Raw genomic sequence first — 14,015 nt, 5'->3', positions numbered from 1 at the left:
AAACAAAAAAAATAAATGCAATTATTTTTATTTTGAATCAAACAAAAATTTATATAATGAAAAAAGCCTTAATTACTGGAATAACAGGGCAAGACGGAGCTTATTTGGCCGAATTTCTTCTAAATATAGGATATGAAGTTCATGGTATTAAGCGAAGAAGCTCTCTAATTAATACAAATAGAATTGATAAGTTATATAAAGATCCACATGCTGAAGGAGTAAGATTTAAATTGCATTATGGTGATCTTTCTGATTCAACCAATATAATTAGAATTATTAAAGAGGTTCAGCCAGACGAGATATACAATTTAGGTGCAATGAGTCATGTAAAAGTGAGCTTTGATGAGCCCGAATATACGGCTCAGGTGGATGGTATTGGAACTTTACGTATTTTAGAAGCAGTTCGTCTTTTAGGCCTAACAAATAAAACAAAAATATATCAAGCTTCGACTTCTGAACTTTATGGCCTAGTGCAGGAGGTTCCTCAAAGAGAAACTACGCCTTTTTATCCACGATCTCCTTATGCTGTTGCAAAACTATATGGATATTGGATTACTGTAAATTATAGAGAAGCTTATAATATGTTTGCTGTTAATGGGATCTTATTTAATCATGAGTCTCCATTAAGAGGAGAAACTTTCGTGACCAGAAAAATCACTCGGGGTGTAGCGCAAATTGCCTTAGGGCGTCAAGAAAAGTTATATTTAGGGAATTTAGATGCAAAAAGAGACTGGGGACATGCAAAGGATTACGTGGAGGCTATGTGGTTAATTTTGCAACAAGAAAATCCAGAGGATTATGTAATTGCAACTGGAATCACAACTACAGTAAGAGATTTTGTTAGAATGGCATTTCGTGAGGTTGGAATTGAATTAGATTTTATTGGAGAGGGAGTCTTTGAACAGGCAATTGTTAAATCTTGTTCAAATCCTTTATATCAGTTGGAGAAAGGTTCTGTGGTAGTTGAGGTTGATGAAAGGTACTTTCGTCCAACAGAAGTTGAGTTATTAATTGGAGATCCAAGTAAATCTAAATCAAAGTTAGGCTGGGTGCCTAAATATGATTTGACAGCTTTGGTTAAAGATATGATGGATTCAGATTTAAAAATATTTAAGGGGGAGAGAGCTTAATTAACGCCTCCCCCTTTTTGCATTTTCCCCATTTCAAATATTATGTATGTTAAAACTTGCGTATTATACTTAATGTTAATCCATTTGAATTAGGTAAGAGTCTTCCACTATCAACACCCAGTACAATTTTTGTAAAGTAGCTTTTTGATAATTTTTTCTGTCCTTCTAAATAAAATGAAAATTGTAAAGATTGTGGAAACAATTTTTCTGTTACTCTCGTACCAAAATTCTTTGTAAAGGATAATTTAGAAATAGTACTCCAGCCAAATAAATTTCCTTCAAATCCAGAGTTAAATCCCCAGATTCTATTATTAATAAAGTACTCTATTAGATATGGACTTGATGGTAAATTTTCTCTAGCGGTATGTTTCGGTGTAATAAATGGATTTCCTAATCCATTATTTCTATATGACCATCCATAATTATATATATAGTGGTTTAAATAATTCTCGTTTCCTGTTGGTGTCGGTTTAGACCATGGTTCACCGGCCTGATTTTTCGTGTAAAGAGCTTCTACAAGTATTTTAGACCAAGTAATTTTTGAATTACTGATTTCTTTGTTTTCCAATGTTATTCCAAGTAGACCGTCAGCTATATTTGCCAAATGCCAAAGAGCTCCTACTTCATAAAAGAATTGTCTGTACAAGGATATCTTATATTTTTTTAGGTCATACTCTATTTTAGCGTCAATATTACCAACGTGATTACCTACTTTGCTTTCTTGCCATACTTTCCCACTGATAACAGACCAATACCGTTGGAATTTAGTCATGTTGAAAGATTCATGTAATTTATATTCGTCTCCCCAATAGGCATTGTCAACAAATCCTCCGTAGAATTTTATCTTCCAATGTGGTCTTGCAATTCTTATCCACAATGATTTTTGATGGAAATAAGTATAAAGTGAATCGGTTTGTGCTAAAGTGCCTTTCGTTGGGATATAACCGTACCATCCATGGGCAAAATTCCCCCGACCTGAAATAAGGGTTTTTCTTGGCCAATATTCCGGTACTCTAACTTCAATTTTGGGAATTCCTAGGGCATTTCCTGAGATGGAGAAAGAGCCAATAGATAAGGACGAATCTACTAAACCTAGGAATTCTTTAAACCTTCCAGCTCGAATCTCTATAAAATCATATTTTACTTTGCCATATCCTTCAATTATGGTAACGTTGGATTCACTTCCAATGTTTGCCCTTACTTCTAGGCCAAGTCCATAATCAAATTTTTTAAACGTTGAAGTGTCTCCATAATGCTTATATATATTTCCAATAAATGAACTCGAAGTTCCTTTGCTTGGAACACTGCCAAATTTATTAGCGCGCATCCAAAATGGCACATGATTGTTGGCATTTAACTGTAACTCCAAAGTACCTTCGACATTTTGCCCAAATGTTCCTACATAAGAAAAAAAAGCAATTAGGATGAAGAGGAGACTTTTTTTCATTGGTGTTGATTTTATGAATATAAATTATAAATACATTTCTATTTTATTCAAAAAATCAAATTTATGAAGTACTATTTTCCGGATGCAGCAAAAACTACTTTTATAGTTCTGAATATAATAGAAAGGTCTTCCTTTAGAGAGGGTTCATAAGTTAAGTCAATGTTTGCTCTTTCTTTGATTTGTGTAGCATCTGAGGCGTATCCATATACGGTTTGACCAATTGAAGTTAGGCCAGGCTTGACAGATACTAGTAATCGATAACCTTCAGGCATTTCTTTTTTGAGAATTTCTATATCATATCCAGCCAAAGGGCGTGGACCCACTATTGACATATCACCAATTAGAACGTTGAAAAATTGGGGAAGCTCATCTATACGGGTCCTTCTCATAAAGTGACCCCATGTAGTAATTCTATCATCTACTTTTCCTAAGGAATGCCTTTGCTCTGCATTCACCTTCATGCTTCTGAACTTATATATGGTGAATGGCTTACCCATTAGGCCGGTTCTTCTTTGCGTAAATATGATAGGGCCTGGTGAAGTTAACTTGGTGATAATCCCAATAAGTATAAATAGTGGGGAACCCAGAAGTATAACCGAGCTTGAAAATAAGATGTCAAAAACTCTTTTTAGGTAAGCTTCGCGGGTCTGATAAAAGGTTTGGGGGAGATATCTAAATATAGGTATATAAGAGTGATATTCCACATCTAGTTTGTTGGGAATATCTATATAGTCCGGCAATAATTTTACTTCTGTATCTTGTTCTATGGCAGCATCTGCAATCTCTTTGAATACTTTTGTGTCCAAGTCTCCTCCATAGCAATAAATGTAATCAATATCGTGGTTTTCTATAAAGTTTACTACATCTTGATACGAGCCTTGATATAAAGGAGATGATTCATTCTTTCCGAAATAACCCAAGTAATTCATCCCTAATTCCGGATGTAATTCATAGAATTTAGTTAAAGATTCCGCTTTTTCTGTACCCCCAACTACGATATAATTCCTGTGATTGTATCCTTTTAGCCTGTATTGCTTTAATCCCCATACGAAGAGTACGCGCCAAGTGCTACCTAAAATAAAGAATACTCCGTAGCTCAGAATAAGATGTAATCTAGAGAAATAGTAACCTTGTGTCGCCGTAATAAAGAGGGAAACTATGGCTCCATGGATGCAGAATAGGGTAAGAAATCTTAACTCAAGATGTGAGGTGCTAAACTGAACTCTGGAGAAAACGTAAGGTTTGATAATGAAGGCTAAAACAAGCCATGCTCCGTTAAAAACACCTAATAAAACGGAAAAGGGAGACGAAAGAACGTTCTCTAATTCTCCATAATTATAGTAATAGGCGAGAACGTAGGACAAGTTCAACAAGAACATGTCCATGGCAATATTAAGAAGTGGTATATATGAAGAGTAACGGTGTTTCATGGTATGGAGGAAATAAGCACTTCGAACCAAGCATAACAAAGGTACTCAGATTTCTCAAAAAAGCTATTAAATCCAGCTTAAAGTTATTAAGTGGTTCTGCTGATTTTCAAATTATTGCATGCAAAATGCGAATAATTCAATTCTTTCTTTAAATAAGAAAATAGCGTCTTGCTTTATTTCCAGTGTTTTATGTAAGATAGGCTGATGCCAGCAGTTCTGGGAGCTATAGACCCAGTATCATACCCTGCTTCTAAGGCAAGTTTTGATGTAGAGTTGATAGATCCTGACAGGAATAATGTTAAAGAAGTTTGATCGCGCTTTGTTTGAGGAAATTGATAAGTGCCTAGGTAAGTAGCATAAGCTATTTTCATGCGATAAGAAATATTGTACCATGGCAAATTTCCTGAAGCGGCGCCTTGCCACATTTTCACTCTATTTTGGTCAATTTGGTACTCGGGATTATCCCATTCATATCCAATGGTTTGGATAAAAGGGGTCCCTATAATGTTTCTTTTGTAAGTCCAGCCATCCCTGTACTGGGCATGATTAAAGTAATTGTCTTTACCTCTAAGTTCAGCTGGTATATTAGGACCCATTATGAAGATCTCTCCTCCTTGCGATGTGGTATTAAGGTATTCAACATTTATTCTGGAAATCCAATTTTGGTTTTTTAGGTTTAACGTAATTCCATTTAATCCATCTGCTAAATTATTAAAGAAAAAGAGGGAGCCGTCTTCGTAAATGTTTTGGCGATATAGAGTGATTTTACCAAAATTAGTGAACAAGTCCAGCCCTAAATCAATGGTTCCCAAGTGGTTTCCAATCCTGTTTTCCCCATCAACTGATGTGATAGGCGCATTGGTGTCGGGATTTCTTGTGCCGAAGAATACATACGGAAAATTAGATAATCCATCCGGTAGTTTTCCATCAACTGAATAAAAAGGCGATTCTCCACCCCACTGAGCTTGGTGGTTGAAGCCTGCAAAAATATGAGTTTTCCACGTGGGTTTTCCCAAACGAACATACGCCCACTTTTGGTGAAGTTTAACATTTTTTGTTACGGGTCTACCCCTGTCAAACCATCCATGTGCAATAGCACCTTTTATGGAAATTAGTCCATTCTTTAGTATGGGCAAATATTCAGGTATCCCTGCCTGAACCTTCCATAATGGCATGGCATTTCCAGACCATATATAAGAACCTGAAGTGAGAAGGGTATCTGTAAGTCCTACAATCTCTCTTCTTCTCCCTCCGTAAATTTCAATAGCACTATATTTAGCTTTAACGAAAGCTTCTGGTAAAAGGAACTCAGTGGATTTTCCAGCATTGAAGTAGGGTTCAAAGACGAAGCCATAATCCATTTTTTTATTTGTACTATCATAGTCCTTTGATACTCTACCGTAGAGATACGCTACATTACCGTCTTTCGGCACCACACCGTATTTATTGGATCTCAAGTAAAATGGACTATTTCCAGAATTTAGATATGCGCCGGCACCGGTTTCTAAATGCACAGGAAATTGAGCAGTTGCTGATAAACTTAATAGAATAAATAGGAAAACTATGCGGTGCATCTAACAGAGGTTAAATAATAAAACTACAAAGAAAGTGAATTCCATAACGTATTATGGTAATACAGGATATATTTGTATAATATTTATTAGCTGGTGGATATTATTCCTGAAATAGAAGCAATCTTTTTATCCTATAACGTAGCGTTTCATAGGAAAAACATCAATGAGTTCATAAATGTTTTTAGCTACTGCGATGATGAGAAGTTATTTGATTTGTTAATTTTTCATGAAGTCAGGCCAATCTTTTATAAAGCCCTTCAGGAGGCAGGAATACAAAATGCAAAATTTGAAAAGCTAAAGTTATACTGCATCAATTTGGCATTAAAGCAAAAAATTTATACGGACGAGTTAGATAAATTTCTCTCCTTTTGTAGAGAGACTGGTATATCTTCAACAACTTATAAGGGTGTATACTTCAGCCAAAAATTGTATACAAATAGTATTCTCAGGGAGTTTAGTGATCTTGATTTCTTAATTTTAGATCCACATCAAATTTCAGAATTTGTTAACTGGTTATTAAAAAATGGGTACCAGCTAAAAGCTTCCAAAGATATTGAAGAGATTGTTCATTACGCTCAGGGTAGAGAAGTTAGCTTGGTAAAGAAGGGGTGGTTAGATGTACATCTTGACTTACACTGGGGAGTGAATGAAACCTATCATCATTATAATATTTCCGCAAGTGATTTTGTTATTAAGAATCATGAAAAGGGGGAAGAAGAGAGTCTTTTTTACATGATCTTAAACCATCATGGAGGAAGGGAGCAGTGGTTAAAAATTAAAGATCTTTTTGATTTTGCAAGGTATTTAGAATTGTATGATAATCATCCTCTTAGCGGTTGGGCAAAAGATAAAAAGCTCCAAAAGGTCTACTTGGTAGGAAGAAGTTTAGTTGATAAGTATATTCATTTGGAAAAGCAACCAACTAATTTTGTTAAAAATTTAATAAAAGCTGCCTGGGAAAATACTTCAAGTTATAGATCTCATATTATACCCAAAGCAAAGAAGTTCATTTTATATCTCGGTATTCAAGATAAGGAAGTAAGTAAACTGCAATTAACTATAGACTATATGAAATATCATAGCAGCTATAGTCCAGTAAATCCACTTCAATCCAATTTTAAGCCTACTAGGGGAATATGGAATTTCCCCCTAAAGTTTATTAAAATGGCTTATCTTAGAATTATAGGAAAGTATAACAAATAACTACCTCCTCCTCTTCGGTGCTGGGATCTTGCCGCGGCGAGGTTTGGGTTTGGGGGCTTTCTTGGTGAAGGTTTTTCCGGCTATAGAAACCAATTCTAAATCTATGCTTCTGCGGTCTAAGTCGGTGGTTTTGACCTTAACCTTCAGTTCCTCTCCGAATCCTATGACCCTTCCGCTCTTTCTGCCCACTACACGGTAGTTGTCTGCATCAAACTCGTAATAGTCGTCTGTCAAGTCGGCTAGTCTTACCATACCCTCGGCACCCATACCTTCCAGCTCTACAAAGATGCCAAAGTCAGTTACACCGGATACCAGTCCGTTATACACCACATTCCTGGCTTGAAGGCTCATGTATTCCACTTGTTTGTATTTGATGGAAGCACGTTCTGCTTCAGCTGCCAGTTTTTCCATGGCGGAACTGTGTTCTGCTTTTTGTTCGAACTCTGCTGCAGGAAGAGATTTTCCACCGTCCAGATAATGTTGCAACATCCTATGCGCCATGATGTCCGGATACCTCCGGATAGGGGAGGTGAAATGAGAATAATGATCAAAGGCTAGACCAAAGTGCCCCAAGTTTTGGGTAGAATACCGGGCTTTTGACATGGTTCTCACCGCTAAGGATTCTAAGACATTTTGTATAGGTTTTCCTTCAATCTCTGTCATCAGTCGGTTTAAAGATTGAGAGAGTTGTTGGGTACTGCCTGACTTGATACTGAATCCCATCTTGTTCGCAAATCGAACGAAGGTTTCCAGTTTAGAAGGGTTTGGCGGTTCATGAACGCGGTACACCATGGTGTAAGGTTCCTGGTCTTTTGGTCCTTTATTATGTACAAAGGTCGCCACACGTCGGTTAGCCAAGAGCATGAATTCTTCGATCAACTTATGTGCGTCTTTCCTCACCTTTTGGTAGATACCTAAAGGCTTACCCTCTTCGTCTAGGCGGAACTTGACTTCATCTGTCTCAAAATTGAAGGCTCCCTTTTTGAATCTTTCGTCCCTAAGGATATGCGCCATGTTATTCAGGGTATGAAGAACAGGGCTGTAAGTTTCGTCCTCTTTTCCGTCTAGGATTTCCTGAGCTTCTTCGTAGGTGAATCTGCGATCAGAGTGCATGATGCATCTACCGAACCATTCCTTTAAGACTTCGGCCTTATCATTCATCTCAAAGATGGCGGAGAAGACCAGTTTGTCTTCGTGTGGACGAAGGGAACATAGATTATTCGAAAGCTTTTCCGGTAGCATGGGAATGGTTCTGTCTACGAGGTAGACGGAGGTGGCTCTCTTCAGGGCTTCCTCTTCCAACAGGGTGCCCGGACGTACATAATGAGACACGTCAGCAATGTGTATACCTACTTCATAGTTTCCATTCTCTAAGGTTCGGAAACTGAGGGCATCGTCAAAGTCTTTGGCGTCAAAGGGGTCTATGGTAAAGGTCAGGATGTCTCTGACGTCTCTTCTTTTCTTGATTTCTTCCTCTGGGATGGCTTCGCTGATGGCTGCCGCCTGGTCCAGGACGGCTTGAGGGAAGTCTACGGGTAAACCAAACTCCGCCATGATAGCATTCATCTCGGCGTTATTATCTCCGGATTTTCCTAGTACGGCTTTAACTTCTCCGCTGGCCTGTATGCCCAGTTGAGGATAGGTGATGAGTTCTACGATGACCAGGTCATCAGAGGTGGCACCGTTGATCTTATCTTTGGGTACAAAAATATTCTCGTGAAAACCTTTTACATCAGGGCTGACCAGGGCGTAATTTTTGAAGACCTTGATCTTCCCTACCACGGTGTTTCTGGCTCTGGTGACGATTTCCACGATTCTGCCTTCGGGATTTTTCTCCCTTTTGCCTTGTTTCTTCGTGATGACTACTTGTACGGTATCGCCGTCTAGGGCGCCGTGCATATCGTCTTTGGAGATGTAGATATCGGGTTCGTTTTCGTCGTACCGAACAAATCCAAAGGAAGGATTAACAAAGTCGAGTTTACCGGTGATGTATCCGGTGGACTTAGCTTCTATGGTAAATCTGCCTCTTCCGGCAGGATGTAATTTGCCTTCATCTACTAGGTCTTCCACCATGAGTTTGACAAACATCTTGTCTTGTTCGTCATAGATTTTCAAGTGGTTATAGAGATCAGTTAGCGTATATAATCTGTCCGTATGGGTCTGGAAGAAAGTCAGGATCTCAGTTTTTTGAGATTTGATCTGTGAAATGCGTTTTGACATGTACTATCGTGTTTTATTTAATGGATGGTGTGGTCTATTCTAATATAACAAATATAATAAGGGCAATAGTTCGGTTGGATGGTTTTGGAGGGAGAGCTTAAAAAAAAATTTACGGGTTTCCAACCTTTTTGAAATGGTTCTGGTCTTATAGGAAAAGGGTAAAGGGTGTAATTTGGTGGCGGGTCTCCGGAATGGGGGCTCGCTGCTCAAATTCTTTAAAAAGATGAAAGTAATACTCTTGTGGATGTTGGTAGTGCTCCTGTCCAGTTGCGCAGACTTAAAGGAGGAGACTCAGTATAACGGTGCACTGAGTGGAGGAGAGTTTGAAATATCTTCTTTGCTCAGAAATAAATGGAGATTAGAGGCGTATGAAACGGGGCCGGTGTCTAAGTCCGTTTTGATAGAATTTAGGCCACAGAAGAACCTTCAAGGAAATTATATCTTAAGCGGTATTTCGGCCGTTAACTTCTTTGAGGCTGGATTTCATGTGGGGAAGGAAAATGCCTTACAGATTGCGCAATTGTCTGTCACTGAAATAGCAGGAATGAAAGCGGAGATGGAATTTGAGGAGGAGTATTTCCGCCGTCTCTCAGAGATAAAGGCCTATTTTTTCAGAAATTCGCGTTTGGTTTTAACGGACCTTAAGGGTCATGAGATGATATTTAGACCTGAGAAATAATCTATTTAGCCTTATGAAGAAACTATCGTTTTTATTGGTATTTGCACTGTTTTCTTGTTCGGACAAGAATGTTCCTGAATCCGTACAGATCAGCGTGCCTGCTGAGTTTTCAGCGAAGACCACATCTTTTGCGTTCGATTTTTGGAAAAGCTATGAAAAAGAGAAGGGGGCTGAGGGATCTTATTTCCTTTCGCCCCTGAGTCTGAACATGGCTTTAGGAATGTTGATGAACGGTGCCGAAGGGGAAACCCAGTCGGAAATCAGGCAGATGCTTGGTTTTCAGCAGGGAGATATGGCGTCTGTAAATCAATACTATATAGAGTTATTGGAGAAATTGCCAAAGGTAGATCCAAAGGTGAAGAACCTTCTGGCGAATTCCGTATGGCACGATAAGGAATTTGCTGTAGAGAAGGCTTATTTGGATCTTCTGAAAAAGGATTTTTCTGCGGAGGTGTATGGAGAAGATTTTAGGCAAGCGTCTACGGTGAATAAGATCAATGCCTGGGCGGCTAAGCATACAGAGAATAAGATACAAAAGGTTCTGGATGAGATTAGAGCGGATCAGGTCTTGTTCTTGATGAATGCATTGTATTTCAAGGGGGATTGGACCAAAACCTTTGATCCGAAAAATACGGTGAAGGATACCTTCTATGGAGCTAAAGGGAAGAGAGAAGAAGAATTCATGAGCATCAAGGATAATTTTCCTTATGTAGACATGGATGGGTTTGAGGCGGTGGAATTGCCATACGGAAACGAGAAGTATGGTTTAGTGGTGATGCTTCCCAAAGGTGATTCTGCGGAAGATATGATATTGGGTTTAGACGAGCTGAAGTGGAATGCTACCCTGGCATCTCTGAGTCCTCAAAAGGTACAGGTAAGCTTACCTAAGATGAAGATGGAGACCAGTACCGAGTTGATATCGGTATTGCAAAATATGGGAATGAAGAAAGCCTTTACGGATGGGGCGGAACTTGGAGGAATTTCTAAGTCAGCCCAATTAGTGGTGGGCTTAGTGAAACAAGATACTTATGTAGCCATGGATGAAAAAGGCACTGAAGCAGCTGCCGTCACTACGATTGGGGTAGAGTTAACCTCTATCCCACAGTATCCGGTGATCAAATGTGACCGTCCTTTTGCCTTCGCTATAGTAGAAAAGACTTCAAATACGATACAGTTTATTGGAAAATTGAACTAAGGCCTATGTTTATAGGCCTTTTTCTTCTTCGTAAATCTTGGCATCTACGAGGAACCTGAACCAGAATCCCTGTAAGAAGTGGAAGATGAGGCCTTCTTTTCCATCCCGGAATCCCATTTTTAGGAAATAGCGATAGAAGAAGTAGAGGAATACCCTCCAGAACTTAGGATAGGAATAATATTTTAGACGTTGATAACGGCGAATCTCCATGGGGTTGCCGTTTTTATTTGCCTTGACGGTGTTGGGATTGACGGATTTTAGGAGCTGGATAGCGTCCTGAGCCTCTAAAGTAGCCCATTTGTTGTGTCTGGCGGTGAAGGTGGTTAAGGAGTCAGTGATGATATCAATGACGTTACCTTTTAGAACGATGGCTTCCCCTTCAATGACGAAATGTTGGTCGTACTCTTTATGTTCGCAGTAGCCGTGATGCTTACGGAAGATGATGCCGTGGTACACGGGGTAGTGTCCACCGTATTTGATCCAACGGCCCAGGAACATGGTTTGGCGAGAGGCCATGAAGCCGTTGATGTGCGAGGGAATGCCTTTGGCGAAATGTCCCTGAAGTTCTGTTTTTAGTTCAGGGGTGATGCGGTGATCTGCATCCAAGTTCATGAGGAAGTCATTCCGGAAAGTAAGGTTCTCAAAGGCCCAGTTTCTTTGTACGGAATAGTTGACAAACTCATGCTGGAAGACCTTAACCTCAGGGTATTGGGCAATGATATCCAGGGTTTTGTCTGTAGAGTAGGAGTCTACGATGACTACTTCATCTATCCAGGAAACCAGGCTATCCAGGCATTCTTTGATGTTTTTTTCCTCATTGAATGTCAGCACTATGGCTGTTAAGGGAATTTTCTCGCTCATGCCACAAAGTTCTATAATTTTCGGGGAAAGCGGTAAGGGGCTAAGAAAGTTTTTAGGGAAAGGCCTAAATAGATTTGCAAAATAGGTAAGATGTGCTTAAGTTTGCAGTCCCAAAGAGGAATGGTTTCGTGGCCGAGAGGCTAGGCAGAGGTCTGCAAAACCTTGTACAGCGGTTCGAATCCGCTCGAAACCTCAGGAAAGACCGCCCATCGTGGCGGTCTTTTTTTAATATTTATTTAATAAGTATATACTATAATATGTCATGAGAACTTGTCAAGCTGGCGTTTAAATTATTCTACGAAGTATCTTTTTTTATTTATGTTTTTATTGTGTAAGGGCCGGAATTGTATGTAAGTTCGCAGTAAAAAAAATTATGAGCACATAGTTGTACCGCTGAGTGTTTGGACAGAAGTATATTGTATTTTTTTGTAATTTTCGAAAAATTCTTACGTAAAGAAATTGAACGTTTCTCGTCATTGTGATAATCAAGTAACTATGTATTCCGACAATAAATTAATACTTCAATTAGTCTCATTACTGAAGCAGTATGAAATAAAAAGGATCGTTATTTCGCCGGGTAGTAGACATTATCCATTAATTCGTTCTTTGGAGGTTGATAGCTTTTTTGAATTATTTTCTGTTGTTGATGAAAGAAGTGCTGCTTTCTTTGCATTGGGCTTAATACAAAATTCTCAGGAGCCTGTCGCAGTATGTTGTACTTCGGGAACATCTACCATTAACTATGGTTCTGCTGTAGTCGAAGCATTTTACCAAAAGTTGCCGCTTTTGCTACTCACTGCTGACCGTCTCCCAGAATATTTAGGTCAAATGGAGGAGCAGATGTACAAACAGGATGACACATTTCATCATTTCATTAAATTTCATGGTCAGCTAAAGCCAATAAACAATTCCCTTGATGAGTGGTACTGCAATCGTATTATCAATGAAGGGCTTCTTGCTTTAAGTTATAGAGGCTTTGGGCCAGTCCACCTTAATTTTCCTATAGAAAGTCATCATTCAGACTCCTTTTCCACTTCACTACTGCCGAAGGCGAGGAAGATAGGCATAGTGGGACAGTACAGTTCCAGGCACGTTTGGAATTCAATAGGTGAAAAGGTCAATGGTAAGAAAGTTCTAATTGTATGTGGCCAAACTTTCAGGGTACCTCCAGACTTCATTTCCTTTTTTGATAGTTTTGTTAAGCAGCACCATGCAGTAGTACTCTGTGATCATTTAAATAATTTTAAATTAGAAAATAGTTTTAGCGACACTTATCTTATAGTAAGGTCGATAAAAAAAATAGACATTAAGGATTATTGTCCAGATATCGTTATTACATTATTTAGTAATACTGTTTTTAATGGAGAATTGAAATCATTTTTAAAAAATTTCCCAGGAGAATTTGAGCACTGGCATATAGATCAAAGTGGAAAAATTATTGATCCATTCCAAAGCTTAACGACAATATTTGATGTTAGTGAGGATGTATTTTTCGAGAAAATATCGTCAGTTTGTGGTACTTCAAATCAAGACTATTATTCTAAATGGTTACAACTTTCTAGTTCAATAGATGAGCCCAAGGTAGGATTCAGTGAATTGCGGGCAATCGGCGATTTTTTAAAAGTGCTCCCAAATAATTCTCTTCTGCATGTAGCAAATAGTTTGCCAATTAGGATGCTTTCTACTTTTTCAATAGCGGACAATATTAAAGTATATTGTAATCGCGGAGTAAATGGAATTGACGGGTGCATGTCAACGGCAGTTGGGTATGCCGCACTAAGTACAGAGCCAGTGTACCTAATTATTGGTGATTTGACTTTTTTCTATGATATGAATGCGTTATGGAACCGGCATTTATCTAAAAATTTCCGGATTCTATTATTGAATAACGAAGGAGGTGGTGTTATGCATATGCCTTTACCTGCAAGTTTAAGTTCAGATCTCTCGAGGTATGTATCAGCAGGACATGGGACTTCCGCAGAAGGATGGGTTAAATCTTTAGGTATGGATTATTTAGCCGTCAAGAATGAGTCTGAGCTCGCGCGAGGTCTGCAATGGTTAGTTGAGAATAATACAGATGGTAGTAAAATTGTTGAGGTTTTCACAGAGAAAGCAGAGGATGTTAAGATACTTAAATCATATTTTAAATCACTTGACAGGGAGAGTATTTTGGATAAAGTTTTTAGAAAGGCAAGAGGTAAAATATCTCAAATAATTAATAAGTAATTAATGGTCACAGGGGATCGAGGAAGGATAGCAAAGAATACATTTCTTCT

The 14,015-nt window shown here is 38.6% G+C and carries 10 protein-coding genes and 1 tRNA gene; 6 read left to right on the top strand and 5 right to left on the bottom strand.

From position 1 onward, the window contains the following. Positions 1–56: 56 nt before the first annotated feature. Positions 57–1,130, top strand: a complete 1,074-nt coding sequence (gene gmd, locus LBYS_RS12265) for a GDP-mannose 4,6-dehydratase (RefSeq protein ID WP_013409169.1) — start codon at positions 57–59, stop codon at positions 1,128–1,130. Positions 1,131–1,179: 49 nt separating this feature from the next. Here the strand turns inward: gmd and LBYS_RS12260 are convergent, their stop codons facing one another. From LBYS_RS12260 to LBYS_RS12250, 3 genes are all read right to left on the bottom strand, one after another. After that, the gene (locus tag LBYS_RS12260; protein WP_013409168.1) at positions 1,180–2,577 is read right to left on the bottom strand and encodes a capsule assembly Wzi family protein; all 1,398 of its coding nucleotides are present in this window, start codon (positions 2,575–2,577) and stop codon (positions 1,180–1,182) included. 71 nt (positions 2,578–2,648) lie between these two features. After that, entirely contained in the window at positions 2,649–4,007 is a 1,359-nt protein-coding gene (locus tag LBYS_RS12255; RefSeq protein WP_041823679.1) for a sugar transferase, read from the bottom strand. A gap of 173 nt (positions 4,008–4,180) precedes the next feature. After that, positions 4,181–5,581, bottom strand: coding sequence for a capsule assembly Wzi family protein (locus tag LBYS_RS12250; protein WP_013409165.1), 1,401 nt, complete (start codon positions 5,579–5,581; stop codon positions 4,181–4,183). A 93-nt stretch (positions 5,582–5,674) separates the two neighbouring features. On the opposite strand from LBYS_RS12250, the gene LBYS_RS12245 reads away from it, so the two are divergent. Then, positions 5,675–6,784, top strand: coding sequence for a nucleotidyltransferase family protein (locus tag LBYS_RS12245; protein WP_013409164.1), 1,110 nt, complete (start codon positions 5,675–5,677; stop codon positions 6,782–6,784). Here LBYS_RS12245 and rnr read toward each other — a convergent pair whose 3' ends face one another. Next, entirely contained in the window at positions 6,785–9,004 is a 2,220-nt protein-coding gene (gene rnr / locus LBYS_RS12240) for a ribonuclease R (protein WP_013409163.1), read from the bottom strand. Between the two features lie 223 nt (positions 9,005–9,227). Between rnr and LBYS_RS12235 the strand changes: the two genes are divergently transcribed. Further along, positions 9,228–9,683: an META domain-containing protein gene (locus tag LBYS_RS12235; protein WP_083794587.1), complete on the top strand. Its 456-nt coding sequence runs from the start codon at positions 9,228–9,230 to the stop codon at positions 9,681–9,683. 13 nt (positions 9,684–9,696) lie between these two features. After that, entirely contained in the window at positions 9,697–10,878 is a 1,182-nt protein-coding gene (locus tag LBYS_RS12230) for a serpin family protein (RefSeq protein ID WP_013409161.1), read from the top strand. A 9-nt stretch (positions 10,879–10,887) separates the two neighbouring features. Here LBYS_RS12230 and LBYS_RS12225 read toward each other — a convergent pair whose 3' ends face one another. Beyond that, a complete protein-coding gene (locus tag LBYS_RS12225) occupies positions 10,888–11,739 on the bottom strand; it encodes a glycosyltransferase family 2 protein (protein ID WP_013409160.1) in 852 nt (283 codons plus the stop codon). Between the two features lie 122 nt (positions 11,740–11,861). On the opposite strand from LBYS_RS12225, the gene LBYS_RS12220 reads away from it, so the two are divergent. Continuing rightward, a tRNA-Cys gene (locus LBYS_RS12220) sits at positions 11,862–11,932 on the top strand. A 302-nt stretch (positions 11,933–12,234) separates the two neighbouring features. Further along, positions 12,235–13,965, top strand: a complete 1,731-nt coding sequence (menD, locus tag LBYS_RS12215; protein WP_013409159.1) for a 2-succinyl-5-enolpyruvyl-6-hydroxy-3-cyclohexene-1-carboxylic-acid synthase — start codon at positions 12,235–12,237, stop codon at positions 13,963–13,965. The last annotated feature ends 50 nt before the right edge of the window (positions 13,966–14,015 follow it).

The organism is Leadbetterella byssophila DSM 17132, assembly GCF_000166395.1.
Lineage (GTDB): Bacteria > Bacteroidota > Bacteroidia > Cytophagales > Spirosomataceae > Leadbetterella > Leadbetterella byssophila.
This window is presented reverse-complemented; position numbering and strand designations above follow the sequence as displayed.